This window comes from Mammaliicoccus lentus (genome assembly GCF_002902755.1).
Lineage (GTDB): Bacteria > Bacillota > Bacilli > Staphylococcales > Staphylococcaceae > Mammaliicoccus > Mammaliicoccus lentus.
The window spans coordinates 51,149-65,151 of the sequence record NZ_PPRS01000005.1 but is presented as its reverse complement, the minus strand read 5'-3'; the positions used below and the strand labels follow the sequence as shown (position 1 = coordinate 65,151).

28 protein-coding genes are annotated in these 14,003 nt (G+C 36.4%); all 28 read right to left on the bottom strand.

Annotation, left to right across the window (positions count from 1 at the left end):
* Positions 1-203: 203 nt before the first annotated feature.
* The 28 genes from rplQ to rplC all read right to left on the bottom strand — a co-directional run bounded on the left by rplQ (position 204) and on the right by rplC (position 13,971).
* Entirely contained in the window at positions 204-569 is a 366-nt protein-coding gene (rplQ, locus tag CD135_RS02735; RefSeq protein WP_016998824.1) for a 50S ribosomal protein L17, read from the bottom strand.
* A gap of 16 nt (positions 570-585) precedes the next feature.
* Entirely contained in the window at positions 586-1,530 is a 945-nt protein-coding gene (locus CD135_RS02730; RefSeq protein WP_064204192.1) for a DNA-directed RNA polymerase subunit alpha, read from the bottom strand.
* An 83-nt stretch (positions 1,531-1,613) separates the two neighbouring features.
* Positions 1,614-2,003 (bottom strand): 30S ribosomal protein S11, encoded by a 390-nt coding sequence (rpsK, locus tag CD135_RS02725; RefSeq protein ID WP_016998822.1) that lies wholly within the window; start codon positions 2,001-2,003, stop codon positions 1,614-1,616.
* 22 nt (positions 2,004-2,025) lie between these two features.
* Positions 2,026-2,391 carry a 30S ribosomal protein S13 gene (rpsM, locus tag CD135_RS02720; RefSeq protein WP_016998821.1) on the bottom strand — a complete coding sequence of 122 codons (366 nt, stop codon included), beginning with the start codon at positions 2,389-2,391 and terminating at the stop codon, positions 2,026-2,028.
* Positions 2,392-2,411: 20 nt separating this feature from the next.
* On the bottom strand, positions 2,412-2,525 hold the full coding sequence (rpmJ, locus tag CD135_RS02715) for a 50S ribosomal protein L36 (protein ID WP_003156543.1): 114 nt from the start codon (positions 2,523-2,525) through the stop codon (positions 2,412-2,414).
* A gap of 32 nt (positions 2,526-2,557) precedes the next feature.
* The gene (gene infA / locus CD135_RS02710; RefSeq protein ID WP_001118443.1) at positions 2,558-2,776 is read right to left on the bottom strand and encodes a translation initiation factor IF-1; all 219 of its coding nucleotides are present in this window, start codon (positions 2,774-2,776) and stop codon (positions 2,558-2,560) included.
* Positions 2,777-3,082: 306 nt separating this feature from the next.
* Positions 3,083-3,733 carry an adenylate kinase gene (locus CD135_RS02705; protein WP_103268773.1) on the bottom strand — a complete coding sequence of 217 codons (651 nt, stop codon included), beginning with the start codon at positions 3,731-3,733 and terminating at the stop codon, positions 3,083-3,085.
* Positions 3,734-3,751: 18 nt separating this feature from the next.
* Positions 3,752-5,053, bottom strand: a complete 1,302-nt coding sequence (gene secY, locus CD135_RS02700; protein ID WP_016998819.1) for a preprotein translocase subunit SecY — start codon at positions 5,051-5,053, stop codon at positions 3,752-3,754.
* Entirely contained in the window at positions 5,053-5,493 is a 441-nt protein-coding gene (gene rplO, locus CD135_RS02695) for a 50S ribosomal protein L15 (RefSeq protein WP_016998818.1), read from the bottom strand. The genes secY and rplO overlap by 1 nt, the downstream gene beginning before the upstream one ends.
* A gap of 30 nt (positions 5,494-5,523) precedes the next feature.
* The gene (gene rpmD, locus CD135_RS02690; RefSeq protein WP_016998817.1) at positions 5,524-5,703 is read right to left on the bottom strand and encodes a 50S ribosomal protein L30; all 180 of its coding nucleotides are present in this window, start codon (positions 5,701-5,703) and stop codon (positions 5,524-5,526) included.
* 16 nt (positions 5,704-5,719) lie between these two features.
* Positions 5,720-6,220, bottom strand: a complete 501-nt coding sequence (gene rpsE, locus CD135_RS02685) for a 30S ribosomal protein S5 (RefSeq protein ID WP_016998816.1) — start codon at positions 6,218-6,220, stop codon at positions 5,720-5,722.
* Positions 6,221-6,238: 18 nt separating this feature from the next.
* Complete coding sequence (gene rplR / locus CD135_RS02680) at positions 6,239-6,601, bottom strand: 50S ribosomal protein L18 (RefSeq protein ID WP_103268772.1); 363 nt, start codon at positions 6,599-6,601, stop codon at positions 6,239-6,241.
* Positions 6,602-6,628: 27 nt separating this feature from the next.
* Entirely contained in the window at positions 6,629-7,165 is a 537-nt protein-coding gene (gene rplF / locus CD135_RS02675; protein WP_016998814.1) for a 50S ribosomal protein L6, read from the bottom strand.
* Between the two features lie 29 nt (positions 7,166-7,194).
* Complete coding sequence (gene rpsH, locus CD135_RS02670; RefSeq protein WP_016998813.1) at positions 7,195-7,593, bottom strand: 30S ribosomal protein S8; 399 nt, start codon at positions 7,591-7,593, stop codon at positions 7,195-7,197.
* 30 nt (positions 7,594-7,623) lie between these two features.
* Entirely contained in the window at positions 7,624-7,809 is a 186-nt protein-coding gene (locus CD135_RS02665) for a type Z 30S ribosomal protein S14 (protein ID WP_016998812.1), read from the bottom strand.
* A 27-nt stretch (positions 7,810-7,836) separates the two neighbouring features.
* Positions 7,837-8,376: a 50S ribosomal protein L5 gene (rplE, locus tag CD135_RS02660; protein WP_016998811.1), complete on the bottom strand. Its 540-nt coding sequence runs from the start codon at positions 8,374-8,376 to the stop codon at positions 7,837-7,839.
* Between the two features lie 25 nt (positions 8,377-8,401).
* Positions 8,402-8,722: a 50S ribosomal protein L24 gene (gene rplX / locus CD135_RS02655; protein WP_064204193.1), complete on the bottom strand. Its 321-nt coding sequence runs from the start codon at positions 8,720-8,722 to the stop codon at positions 8,402-8,404.
* Between the two features lie 43 nt (positions 8,723-8,765).
* Positions 8,766-9,134, bottom strand: coding sequence for a 50S ribosomal protein L14 (gene rplN / locus CD135_RS02650; RefSeq protein WP_016998810.1), 369 nt, complete (start codon positions 9,132-9,134; stop codon positions 8,766-8,768).
* A 33-nt stretch (positions 9,135-9,167) separates the two neighbouring features.
* On the bottom strand, positions 9,168-9,431 hold the full coding sequence (gene rpsQ, locus CD135_RS02645) for a 30S ribosomal protein S17 (RefSeq protein ID WP_103268771.1): 264 nt from the start codon (positions 9,429-9,431) through the stop codon (positions 9,168-9,170).
* 23 nt (positions 9,432-9,454) lie between these two features.
* A complete protein-coding gene (rpmC, locus tag CD135_RS02640) occupies positions 9,455-9,670 on the bottom strand; it encodes a 50S ribosomal protein L29 (RefSeq protein ID WP_103268770.1) in 216 nt (71 codons plus the stop codon).
* Positions 9,660-10,094, bottom strand: a complete 435-nt coding sequence (gene rplP, locus CD135_RS02635) for a 50S ribosomal protein L16 (RefSeq protein WP_103268769.1) — start codon at positions 10,092-10,094, stop codon at positions 9,660-9,662. The genes rpmC and rplP overlap by 11 nt, the downstream gene beginning before the upstream one ends.
* Before the next feature lie 2 nt (positions 10,095-10,096).
* Positions 10,097-10,750 (bottom strand): 30S ribosomal protein S3, encoded by a 654-nt coding sequence (gene rpsC / locus CD135_RS02630; RefSeq protein WP_103268768.1) that lies wholly within the window; start codon positions 10,748-10,750, stop codon positions 10,097-10,099.
* Positions 10,751-10,778: 28 nt separating this feature from the next.
* On the bottom strand, positions 10,779-11,144 hold the full coding sequence (gene rplV / locus CD135_RS02625; RefSeq protein WP_016998805.1) for a 50S ribosomal protein L22: 366 nt from the start codon (positions 11,142-11,144) through the stop codon (positions 10,779-10,781).
* A 25-nt stretch (positions 11,145-11,169) separates the two neighbouring features.
* Positions 11,170-11,448 (bottom strand): 30S ribosomal protein S19, encoded by a 279-nt coding sequence (gene rpsS, locus CD135_RS02620; RefSeq protein WP_016998804.1) that lies wholly within the window; start codon positions 11,446-11,448, stop codon positions 11,170-11,172.
* Between the two features lie 63 nt (positions 11,449-11,511).
* Positions 11,512-12,345: a 50S ribosomal protein L2 gene (gene rplB / locus CD135_RS02615; RefSeq protein ID WP_016998803.1), complete on the bottom strand. Its 834-nt coding sequence runs from the start codon at positions 12,343-12,345 to the stop codon at positions 11,512-11,514.
* 32 nt (positions 12,346-12,377) lie between these two features.
* Entirely contained in the window at positions 12,378-12,656 is a 279-nt protein-coding gene (rplW, locus tag CD135_RS02610; RefSeq protein WP_103268767.1) for a 50S ribosomal protein L23, read from the bottom strand.
* On the bottom strand, positions 12,656-13,279 hold the full coding sequence (gene rplD / locus CD135_RS02605) for a 50S ribosomal protein L4 (protein ID WP_064204194.1): 624 nt from the start codon (positions 13,277-13,279) through the stop codon (positions 12,656-12,658). Before rplD ends, rplW begins: the two co-directional genes overlap by 1 nt.
* A gap of 29 nt (positions 13,280-13,308) precedes the next feature.
* A complete protein-coding gene (rplC, locus tag CD135_RS02600) occupies positions 13,309-13,971 on the bottom strand; it encodes a 50S ribosomal protein L3 (RefSeq protein WP_103268766.1) in 663 nt (220 codons plus the stop codon).
* Positions 13,972-14,003 lie beyond the last annotated feature (32 nt).

Here is a 14,003-nt window from a genome sequence, read left to right as displayed (position 1 = left end):
ACGGATTTAAAATAAAAAAGCGCGCACTCCACCATAGACGAGTTCACGCGATAAGTCATTCAAATGTGATGGAGTACTCTGAGCTAGACAATATCTATGTGTGGTAAACATTATCATTGCACTCATTTGCTTTGTGTGTGTGAAATAAACTGTATTTATAAAGAATGATTGAAGTGACTTGCGTCACTCCAATAAAGAATAAATTATACTAATTCAATAATTACTGACTCTGCTCCGTCACCGCGACGTGGTCCCACTTTCATAATACGAGTGTATCCACCTTGACGCTCTTCGTAACGAGGCGCAACATCATTGAATAATTTTTGTAAAACAGTAATTGTTTTGTCATCTTCTAGGATTTTAACATCACGTAATGTTTGAGCAGCTCTACGACGTGAAGCTAGATCACCTTTTTTACCTAAAGTAATTAAGTTATCGACAACTTTACGTAGTTCTTTAGCACGAGCTTCTGTAGTCTCGATGCGCTCAGAAACGATAAGTTGAGTAGCTAAGTCACGTAACATTGCTTTACGTTGATCCGAAGTACGACCTAATTTTCTGTAACCCATGAATTAACCTCCTTTATTAGTCTTCTTTTCTTAAACCAAGACCAAGATCTTCTAATTTATATTTAACTTCTTCTAGAGACTTACGACCTAAGTTTCTCACTTTCATCATATCTGCCTCAGATTTATCTGCTAATTCTTGTACAGAGTTAATTCCTGCACGTTTTAAACAGTTGTATGAACGCACTGATAGGTCTAATTCTTCTATAGACATTTCTAGTACTTTCTCTTTTTGATCTTCTTCTTTTTCAATCATAATTTCAGCATTTTGTGCTTCATCTGTTAAATTAACAAAAATGTTTAAGTGTTCAGTCATGATTTTAGCACCTAAAGAAACTGCTTCTTGAGGAGATAAAGAACCATCTGTCCAAACATCTAAAGTTAATTTATCATAATCACTACTTTGCCCTACACGTGTATTTTCAACAGTGTAATTAACACGATTTACTGGAGAATAAAGTGAGTCGATTGGAATGACACCAATTGGCAAATCACTTGTGTTATTTTTTTCCGCTAAAGCGTATCCGCGACCAGTATTAGCAATTAGACGTATTTTAAGGTGACCACCTTTAGATACAGTTGCAATCTTTAACTCTGGGTTTAAGATTTCAACATCACTATCATGCATAATATCTTTCGCAGTAACTTCACCTTCATCTTTAATATCGATTTCAAGTGTTTTATCTTCTTCAGAATAAATTTTAAGTGCTAATTTCTTGATGTTCATAATGATAGTCGTAACGTCTTCAACTACATTTTCGACTGCTGAGAATTCGTGAAGAACACCTTCAATTTCGATATTTTTAACTGCCGCACCTGGTAATGAAGATAATAGGATACGACGTAAGGAGTTGCCTAGTGTTGTACCATAACCACGTTCTAGCGGTTCAACAACGAACTTACCGAATGTAGAATCATCACTAACTTCTATTGTTTCAATTCTAGGTTTTTCGATTTCAATCATTATAAATATATCCTCCTTATAAACGTCGATTAAATTTTATTAATTTCTATCCAGTGACTTTTGAACTTATGAACTAACAAAAATTATACACGACGACGTTTTGGTGGACGACATCCGTTATGAGGTACTGGTGTAACGTCTCTAATAGCTGTAATTTCTAATCCAGCTGATTGTAACGCACGGATCGCTGATTCACGACCTGGGCCAGGACCTTTAACTGTAACTTCTACAGTTTTTAAACCATGTTCCATAGCAGTTTTTGAAGCTGTTTCTGAAGCCATTTGTGCTGCGAATGGAGTTGATTTTTTTGAACCTTTGAATCCTAACGCACCAGCTGAAGACCATGATAATGCATTACCGAAATCATCAGTGATCGTTACGATTGTATTGTTGAATGTTGAGCGAATGTGAGCAACACCACTTTCGATATTCTTTTTCACTCTACGTTTACGAGATACTTGTTTACGTGCCATTTATATGTGCCTCCTTTACTTATTATTTTTTCTTGTTCGCTACTGTTTTAACTGGTCCTTTACGCGTACGCGCATTGTTCTTAGTTTTTTGACCACGAACTGGTAAACCACGACGATGGCGGATACCACGATATGAAGCTATTTCCATTAAACGTTTAATGTTTAAGTTTGTTTCACGACGAAGGTCACCTTCAACTTTGTAGTTATCTACAACTTCACGGATACGACCTAATTCGTCATCTGTTAAATCACGAACACGTGTGTCTTCAGATACGTTTGCTTCTTTAAGAATTTGTTGTGCTGTTGTTTTTCCGATACCATATACGTAAGTTAACGAAATTACTATGCGTTTCTCACGTGGTACGTCAATACCTGCAATACGAGCCATTTATTTACACCTCTCTTTTATTAGCCTTGTTTTTGTTTGTGTTTTGGATTTTCACAAATCACCATTACTTTACCTTTACGACGAATAACTTTACATTTTTCGCAAATTGGTTTTACTGATGGTCTTACTTTCATCTTTGTATACCTCCTTGTATTTGGAGTGACGATTATTTATAACGATAAGTGATTCTTCCGCGTGTTAGGTCATACGGAGACATTTCAACTGTTACTTTGTCGCCAGGTAGAATTCTAATATAATTCATTCGAATTTTACCACTCACGTGTGCCAAAATTTCATGTCCATTTTCTAATTCTACTTTAAACATAGCGTTTGGTAAAGTATCTAATACAGTACCTTCTAATTCGATTACATCTTGTTTAGCCATGATCATTTCCCCCTTTTTCTATTCATTATCGTGAAATACTAATTGTATTTCATGTTTTAAAACCTGGTCCAAAATACGAGACATACTTTAGGTGATTAAATCACATAGAATAAGCACAGGTTTATAAAATTGGGATGATTTTAATACTTAAGATTTGCATTCGACAACACTTCAAATACTTATCGCTTTTAGTAATCACTCCGATTGTATTTCAAAAACCTAAATACTGTCTTGATCCTTAAAATTGAACGCTAACACGCGTTCAAGAACCACCTAAAGCTAGGCGAATTCGGGGTGAAAGCGTCATTACTTTAATGTTTCAAGAATTTGAATAACATCTTCAGTAACATTTTCAATTTCACGAGAACCATCGATGTTTTTCAAAACACCTTGATTTTCATAGAAATCTAAAAGTGGTTTTGTTTGTTTAACATTAACACTTAAACGATTTGCTACTGTATCAGGATTATCATCTTCACGTTGGTATAGTTTACCGCCATCAAGATCACAGATGCCTTCAACTTTTGGTGGATTAAATACTAAATGATAAGTTGTTCCACATACTTCACAAATACGTCTGCCAGTTAAACGATTCATAAGTTCTTCTTCAGGCACTTGGATGTTAATTACTGCATCAACTTCACGACCTAAGCTACTTAATATATCATTTAATGCATCAGCTTGTTCTACTGTACGAGGAAAACCATCTAGTAAGAATCCTTTTTTCGCATCTTCTTCAGCAAGTCTTTCTCTAACGATACCTATAGTCACTTCATCTGGAACAAGTTCCCCACGATCCATATAAGATTTCGCTTGTTTACCAAGGTCAGTCTCTTCTTTAATCGCTTTACGGAACATATCACCAGTTGAGATATGGGGAATAGGGTATTTCTTAACAATTTCACTCGCTTGAGTTCCTTTACCTGCACCAGGTAAACCCATTAAAATGATGTTCATAAATGCCCTCCTACTTGTTTATCGTCTTCTAAAGCCTCTATACTCTCGTTGATTAAGTTGAGCTTCTAAAGTTTTCATTGTTTCAATAGCAACACCGATAACGATTAGTAAGCTTGTACCACCAACTTGTATAGCTTGTGGTAAGTTCATTAACTTAATAGCTAAAATTGGAATTATAGAAATTACAGCTAAGAAAATTGAACCAACAAATGTTAAACGATAGAGCACTCTAGTGATATATTTTTTAGTTTGTTCACCAGGTCTAATACCTGGTACATAACTACCTTGTTTTTGTAAGTTTTCTGCCATTTTTTCAGGATTAACTTGAACAAATGCATAAAAGTAGGCGAAAGCTATAATTAAAATAACATAGACTATCATTCCAATATTATGAGATGGATCTGCATATCTAGTAACTGTTTGCGCCCAATCTTGTTCTGGGAAGAACAATGTTAAGGTTTTTGGCAACATGAAAAATGCCATTGCAAAAATTACAGGTATAACACCAGCTGCATTAACTTTTAAAGGTAAATATGTTGCTTTTGCAGATAATCCTGCACCTGAACCTTGTTGTTGACGTTTAGCATATTGAATTGGAATTTTACGAATAGCTTGTAGTACATATACTGCACCAACTGTAAGTAAAACCATACCAACAAATAAACCAATCGCTTTTAACCAAGCCATTGTAGTATCATCTGCACCAACAAAGCTTTGTTGGTAAAATTGTATTAATGAGTTTGGTAATGAAGATAATATACCGGCAAAGATGATAATTGAAATACCATTACCTACACCGAATTGTGTTATCTGCTCACCTAACCACATTAAGAAAGCTGTTCCAGCTGTTAATACGAGTGCAATTAAAACATAATTTAAAACTGAAGTATTTTGAATTAAATTACCGCCAAGCATATTATTAAATGAATATGACATACCTAAACCTTGTACGAAAGCTAAAACAATCGTGAAATAACGCGTAAATTGATTAATCTTTTTACGTCCTACCTCACCTTGTTTAGCCCACTCAGTGAATTTAGGCACAACATCCATTTGTAATAACTGCATTACAATTGAAGCAGTAATATAAGGCATAATACCCATAGCTAAAATTGAGAAGTTCTGCAAGGCACCTCCACCGAATGTATTAAACAAATCGGTAATACCTTGCGAACCTTTATTTTGATTAAAAGCATCTGGATTAACGCCAGGAGCTGGAATATAAGTCCCAACTTTGAATATAACGAGCATTGCTAGTGTGAATAATATCTTGTTACGAATGTCTTTAGTCTTCAAAAAACTAACGATCGTTTCAAACATTAGATCACCTCATGCGTTCCGCCCTTACCTTCGATTGCTTCAATTGCTGAAGCTGAGAATTTATGAGCTTGTATTGTTAATTTCTTTTCTAATGAACCGTTTCCTAATACTTTGATACCTGATTTCTCAGATTTCACTACACCTGATTCAACTAATAATGCAGGTGTGATTTCAGTTCCATCTTCGAAACGATTTAATTGGTCTAAATTAACAATTGCATAATCTTTACGGTTGATGTTAGAGAATCCACGTTTTGGTAAACGACGGAATAATGGTAATTGACCACCCTCGAAACCTAAACGAGTACCGCCACCTGAACGTGCTTTTTGACCTTTATGTCCACGTCCACTTGTTTTACCGTTACCTGTTGCCATACCACGACCAACACGGTTACGCTCTTTACGAGCACCTTCAACTGGTTTCAATTCATGTAATTTCATTTTGGCACCTCCTTAATACTTTGATTATTATTATTGTTCAGTAACTTTGATTAAGTGATTAATTTTCTCGATTTGCCCACGAATCGCAGGATTGTCTTCAACTATAACAGTTGAGTTTGTCTTTTTTAGTCCTAACGCTTGAACTGTCTTACGTTGAGTTTCAGGGCGACCTATAATGCTACGAGTGAGGGTGATTTCTAATTTAGCCATAGTGTTTTTTCCCTCCTTAATTTAATAATTCTTCTACTGATTTACCGCGTAGACTAGCTACTTGTTCGGCATTTTTAAGTTCTTTAAGTCCTTCAATTGTAGCACGAACCATATTGATTGGTGTGTTTGAACCTAATGATTTACTTAAGATATCAGTGATACCAGCAAGTTCTAATACCGCACGAACTGGTCCACCTGCAATAACACCTGTACCAGGTGCTGCTGGTTTAATTAAAACATTACCTGCACCAAAACGTCCAATAACTTGGTGAGGAGTCGTTCCTTCAACACGTGGAACTGTTACTAAATCTTTTTTAGCAGCTTCTACTGCTTTTTTAATAGCTTCAGGTACTTCTTGTGCTTTACCTGTACCGAAACCTACGCGACCATTTTTGTCTCCAACAACTACTAAAGCTGTGAAACGGAAACGACGACCACCTTTAACTACTTTAGCTACACGGTTAATCGTAACTACGCGCTCTTCAAATTCTTTAACTTCTTGTTCTTTACGACGCATGAGTGTCCCTCCTTTAAATTAAAATTGAAGTCCGTTTTCGCGAGCTGCATCAGCTAATGCTTGAATACGTCCGTGATATAAATATCCTCCACGGTCAAATACTACAGTTTCAACGCCTTTTTCTGACGCACGTTTTGCAACGCTTTCGCCAACTTTAGCTGCAGCTTCTACATTACCTGATTGCTCTATATTTAAGTCTTTATCTAAACTTGATGATTGAGCGATTGTAACACCGTTTACGTCATCAATAACTTGAGCATAAATATGTTTGTTTGAACGATAAACATTTAAACGTGGTTTTTCGCTTGTTCCAGCTAATTTAGAACGCACGCGAGCATGTCTTTTCAAACGAACTTTATTTTTGTCGATTTTAGCGATCATGTTAGTGCTCCTTTCTTATCTTAGTGATTACTTACCAGTTTTACCTTCTTTTTGACGAACATATTCGCCTTCGTAACGAATACCTTTACCTTTATAAGGTTCTGGTGGACGGATTGAACGGATGTAAGATGCAACAGCACCAACACGTTCCTTAGAAATACCTTCTACTTTAATTTTAGTGTTTTTATCTACTGATAATGTGATACCATCTTCAGCAGTAATTTCAACTGGGTGAGAATATCCTACGTTAAGGATGATGTTATTACCTTGCATTTGAGCACGGTAACCTACACCGATAAGTTCTAAGTTTTTCTCAAAACCTTTAGATACACCTTCGATCATGTTAGCGATCAATGCACGAGTTGTGCCATGTACTGTTTTGTGTTCTATAGAGTCAGATGGACGAACAACTTCTAAAGTGTTCTCCTCTTGTTTATATGTCATTTCTTCATTAAAAGTACTAGTTAATTCACCTTTAGATCCTTTTACTGTAATCGTGTTACCTTCGATAGCAACAGTTACGTCTGAAGGAATCTCAATAATTTTCTTTCCAACACGGCTCATTATGTGGGCACCTCCTTATAATTTTATAATTACCAGATATAAGCTAATACTTCTCCACCGATTCCACGTTGTCTAGCAACTTTATCAGTTACAACACCTTCAGATGTAGAGACAAGTGCAATACCTAAACCGTTAAGAACTCTTGGAATCTCGTCAGCTTTAGCATAAACACGTAAACCTGGTTTAGAAATACGTTTTAAACCTGTGATAACACGCTCGTTGTTTTGACCATATTTTAGGAACATACGGATAACACCTTGCTTATCATCTTCGATATATTCTACGCTTTTTACGAATCCTTCGTTTTTAAGGATTTCAGCGATTTCTTTTTTAATGTTTGATGCAGGTAACTCTAATTTTTCATGACGTACCATGTTTGCGTTACGTACGCGAGTTAACATATCTGCAATTGGATCTGACATTGTCATTTGTGTATCCTCCTTTCATTCTTTTGAGTTTTACCAACTAGCTTTACGTACGCCAGGGATTTGGCCTTTGTACGCTAGTTCACGGAAACAAATACGACAAAGTTTGAATTTACGGTATACTGAATGTGGACGTCCACAACGTTCACAACGCGTATATTCACGAACTCCGAATTTTTGTTTACGTTGTTGTTTAGCGATCATTGATTTTTTAGCCACTTAATTAGCCTCCTTTATAATTAGAGATTACTTTTGAAATGGCATACCGAATTGTGTTAACAATTCACGAGCTTCCTCGTCAGTGTTAGCAGTTGTTACGATAACGATATCCATTCCGCGTACTTTACTTACTTTATCATAGTCGATTTCAGGGAAAATTAATTGTTCTTTAACACCTAATGTGTAGTTACCGCGACCGTCAAATGCTTTTTTAGAGATACCGCGGAAGTCACGTACACGTGGTAATGAAACTGAGATTAATTTATCAAAGAATTCATACATTCTTTCTCCACGTAATGTTACTTTTGCACCGATTGGCATACCTTCACGAAGACGGAAAGTCGCAATTGATTTTTTTGCTTTAGTTACTACTGGTTTTTGACCAGTGATTGATTGCAATTCTTCAACAGCTGAATCTAAAACTTTAGAGTTTTGAACCGCATCACCGATACCCATATTTACTACGATTTTTTCGATTTTTGGTACTTCCATTACTGAGCTGTAGTTAAATTTCTTAACTAATTCAGATGAAATTTCATTATTAAACTTTTCTTTTAAACGTGTCAAAGTGGATCCTCCTTTCACTTAATAATTATTCTTTTGATGATTTAATTTCTTCGCCTGATTTTTTAGCGATACGAACTTTTTTACCATCTACTACTTTGAATCCAACACGAGTTGGTTCGTTTGTCTTAGGATCTAGTAATTGAACGTTTGATACATGGATAGTACCTTCTGTTTCTAAGATACCACCTTCTGGATTGAACTGAGTTGGTTTCTGGTGTTTTTTAATAACGTTCACACCTTCTACAACTACGCGTTCTTTCTTAGGTAATGCTTCTAAAACTTTACCAGTTTTACCTTTATCTTTACCTGAGATAACGATTACGTTGTCACCTTTACGTACGTGCATGTGTAGGCACCTCCTTAGGAATTTTGTTTTTTATCATTATAGATTAAAGTACCTCTGGCGCTAGAGAAACTATCTTCATGAAGTTACCTTCACGTAATTCACGCGCTACAGGACCGAATATACGTGTACCACGTGGACCTTTGTCATCACGAATGATTACACATGCATTTTCGTCAAATTTGATGTATGAACCATCTTCACGGCGTACACCTGTTTTAGTACGAACAACAACAGCTTTAACGACTTCACCTTTTTTAACAACGCCGCCTGGTGTAGCATTTTTAACAGTAACAACGATAACGTCACCAATGTTTGCTGTTTTACGACCAGTTCCGCCTAAAACTTTGATTGTTAATACTTCACGAGCACCAGAGTTGTCTGCCACTTTTAAACGTGTTTCTTGTTGGATCATCTTTGTTTGACCTCCCTTATCTTTATACTTCTATTAAATAATTACTGATTCTTCAACGATTTCAACTAGACGGAAATGCTTAGTTGATGATAAAGGACGTGTTTCTGCAATCTTAACGATATCGCCCATTTTTGCTGAATTATTTTCATCATGAGTTTTATATTTTTTTGAATATTTGATTCGTTTACCATATAATTTATGAGTTTTGTAAGTTTCTACAACTACTGTAATAGTTTTATCCATTTTATCTGAAACTACTTTACCAACGTAAACTTTGCGGTCATTTCTTTCGCTCACAGTAATGAACCTCCTTTACTTGATTATTTATTATCTGCTGCTTTCTCTTGTTCGATTTCTCTTTCACGAACGATTGTTTTCAAACGTGCAATCGTTTTTTTAACTTTTCGAATGTTAGCAGTCTCTTCAAGTTGACCAGTTGCTAACTGAAAGCGTAAGTTGAATAATTGTTCTTTAGCTTCTTTAATTTCTTTTTCAATTTCAGTAGTGGTTAAATTTCTGATATCCTTAGCTTTCATTTGTGTCACCACCCAATTCTTCACGTTTTACAAACTTAGATTTAACTGGAAGTTTGTGTGCAGCAAGACGTAATGCTTCACGTGCTACTTCTTCTTGAACACCTACAACTTCGAACAAGATACGTCCTGGTTTAACTACTGCTACCCAACCTTCAACTGCACCTTTACCAGAACCCATACGTACTTCTAAAGGTTTTTTAGTGTAAGGTGTATGTGGGAATATTTTGATCCATACTTTTCCGCCACGTTTCATATAACGTGTCATTGCGATACGAGCTGATTCAATTTGACGAGATGTAATCCAAGCTGCTGATTGAGCTTGTAGGCCATACTCACCAAATGTTACTTCATTTCCGCCTTTTGAACGACCAGTTGTTTTAGGACGATGTTGACGACGGAATTTAACACGTTTTGGTAATAACATTATTATTTTCCTCCTTCACTAGACTTCTTTGCAGGAAGAACTTCTCCACGGTAGATCCATACTTTAACACCTAGTTTACCGTACGTAGTGTCGGCTTCTTCATGTGCGAAATCAATGTCTGCACGTAGTGTATGAAGTGGAACAGTTCCTTCTGAATATTGTTCTACACGAGCGATATCCGCGCCACCTAGACGACCAGATACTTGTGTTTTGATACCTTTAGCACCCAATTTCATTGCACGTTGGATTGCTTGTTTTTGAGCACGACGGAAAGATACACGATTTTCTAATTGACGAGCAATGTTACCCGCAACTAATGTAGCATCTAAATCAACTTTTTTGATTTCGATAACGTTGATGTGTACTTTTTTGTTAGTCAATGCGTTTAATTTGTTACGTAATTTTTCTATTTCTGAACCGCCTTTACCAATAACCATTCCTGGCTTACCAGTGTGGATTGCAATATTGATGCGGTTTGCTGCACGTTCAATTTCAACACTTGAAACTGAAGCTTCTTTTAATGCTTCTGCGATATATTTACGAACTTTTAAGTCTTCATGTAAAAGTGTTGCGAAGTCTTTATCTGCATACCACTTTGCTTCCCAGTCACGAATTACACCGACACGAAGTCCGATTGGATTAATTTTTTGACCCACTATATTCCCTCCTTAATGATTTGGTTAATTATGCTTCTTTAACTTCTTTAGCTTCTTTAACTTCTTTTTCGCCAACTACGATTGTAATGTGGCTAGTACGTTTGTTAATCGCACTTGCACGACCTTGTGCACGTGGACGGAAACGTTTTAATGTAGGTCCTTCATTAGCGTAAGCTTCTCTTACTACTAAAGTATCAGGATTTAAATCATAGTTATGTTCTGCATTTGCTAATGCTGACATTAATAATTTTTCAACAACAGGTGATGTTGCTTTATTCGTTAATTTTAAGATGGCAATTGCTTCTGCCACTTCTTTACCTCTAATAAGATCTAAAACTAATCTCACTTTACGAGGTGCGATTCTTATTGTTCTAGCAACCGCTTTTGCTTCCATTGTGACTTCCTCCTCTTTTTAGAAATTAGCGTTTAGTCTTTCTGTCGTCTGCAGCGTGCCCTTTATAAGTACGTGTAGGAGCAAACTCTCCTAATTTATGACCAACCATGTCTTCAGTAATGAAAACTGGTACGTGTTTACGACCATCATATACTGCAATTGTATGTCCTATAAAATTAGGGAATACTGTTGAACGACGAGACCATGTTTTAATAACTGATTTTTTTTCACCTTCGTTTTGAGCTTCAACTTTTTTCATTAAATGATCATCAACGAAAGGTCCTTTTTTAAGACTACGAGCCATTATGGCGCCTCCCTTCTTATTATTGCGCGCGGCATTTAAGCCGCACACGTAAATAAGGTATTATTATTTTTTCTTACGACCACGAACGATAAATTTAGATGAACGTTGGCTTTTCTTACGAGTTTTCTTACCAAGTGTTGGTTTGCCCCATGGAGACATTGGTGAATCAAGACCGATTGGTGTACGACCTTCACCACCACCGTGTGGGTGATCGTTAGGGTTCATTACAGAACCACGAACTGTAGGACGTTTACCCATCCATCTAGTACGGCCGGCTTTACCAACTGTGATTAATTCGTGAGCAATATTACCAACTTGTCCGATTGTAGCACGGCAAGTAGATAAAATCATACGAACCTCACCTGATTTAAGACGAACTAGTACGTATTTACCTTCTTTACCAAGTACTTGAGCACTTGTACCAGCAGAACGAACTAATTGTCCACCTTTACCTGGTTTTAATTCGATATTGTGAATTGTAGTACCAACTGGGATATCTTGTAATGCTAATGCGTTACCTAATTTGATATCTGCTTCTGGACCATTGAAAATTTCTTGTCCTACTTTTAAACCTTTAGGAGCAAGGATATATCTTTTCTCACCATCTGCGTATACTACTAATGCAATATTAGCAGAACGGTTTGGATCATATTCAACTGTTGTTACTTTAGCTGGAATTCCATCTTTGTTACGTTTGAAATCAATTACACGGTATTGACGTTTATGACCGCCACCTCTGTGACGAACTGTCAATTTACCTTGGTTGTTACGTCCCGCTTTTCTCGGAAGCGGTTGTAATAATGATTTTTCAGGAGTCGTTGATGTGATTTCAGCGAAATCTGAAGAAGTCATATTACGACGACCATTTGTAATTGGCTTATACTTTTTAAGAGCCATTGTCGTTTTACCTCCTTAATGGTAATTGTTTATTAGTTGAAAAAGTCGATTGATGAACCGTCTTTTAGAGTTACGATTGCTTTACGACGTTTGTTAGTGAAACCATTGTAACGACCAACACGTTTAGCTTTCGCTTTAATGTTCATGATGTTAACTGAGTCTACTTTAACGTCGAAAATTTCTTCGATTGCGATTTTAACTTGTGTCTTATTTGCACGAGTATCTACATCAAATGTGTATTTGTCTAATCCCATATCTGATGAAGATTTCTCTGTGATTACGGGGCGCTTAATAACATCTCTTGCTTCCATTATCCGAGCACCTCCTCTACTTTATCCACAGCTGCTTTTGTTATTACGACTTTGTTAGCGTCTAAAATATCTAAGACGTTTAAACTTTGAGCGTCAATAACTTTTACACTTGGAATGTTACGAGCTGATAATTCAACATTGTTATCTAAAGCATCAACGATGAATAATACTTTTTTAGAAAGTTCTAAATTGCTCATTACATTTTTTAATTCTTTAGTTTTAGGAGCATCAAAATTGAATGCTTCTAATACTGCTAATTCGTTATCATTTGCTTTTGCAGATAATGCAGAACGTAATGCTAAACGACGCATTTTCTTAGGCATTTTGTAAGAATAGCTTCTTGGTGTTGGTCCGAATACGATACCACCACCACGCCATTGTGGCGCACGAATTGTACCTTGACGAGCACGTCCTGTACCTTTTTGTTTCCAAGGTTTACGTCCACCACCACGAACTGCCGAACGATTTTTAACTGCATGAGTACCTTGGCGTAATGAAGCGCGTTGTAAGTTAACTGCTTCAAATAATACGTGTTGGTTTGGTTCGATACCAAATACACTATCATTTAATTCGATAGATCCTGATTTAGAACCATCTACTTTTAATACATCAAAATTAGCCATAATGTTGTTTCCTCCTTTCACCTAAATAATTATTTATTACCTTTTTTGATTGAAGTTGTAAGTTTTACTAAGCCTTTTTTAGGACCTGGAACATTTCCTTTTACAAGGACTACATTGTTCTCTGCATCTACTTTAACGATTTTTAAGTTTTGCATAGTTACTGTGTTTGCTCCCATACGGCCAGGTAATCCTTTACCTTTGAATACTTTAGAAGCATCTGAAGCCATACCCATTGAACCAGAGCTTCTGTGGAAATGAGAACCGTGACTCATTGGTCCACGTGCGAAGTTATGGCGTTTAATTGAGCCTTGGAAACCTTTACCTTTAGAAACGCCTGTTGCATCAATAATGTCTCCTGCTTGGAATGTATCTACAGTGACTTCTTGACCTACCTCGTATGCTGAAACATCTATGTTTCTGAATTCACGAGTGAAGCGCTTAGGTGCTGAACCAGCTTTTTTAGCATGTCCTTCAGCAGCTTTAGTAGCATATTTATTAGATTTACGATCTTTTTTATATGCTTGTTTGTCTTCAAAACCGATTTGTAGAGCATTATAGCCATCTACTTCTTCAGTTTTCTTTTGTAATACAACGTTTTGACTAGCTTCTACTACAGTTACTGGTATTAATTCACCATTTTCTGCGAATACTTGAGTCATTCCAATTTTTCTTCCTAAGATTCCTTTGGTCATCGAAAGTCGCACCTCCTGTTATTTTGAATGAA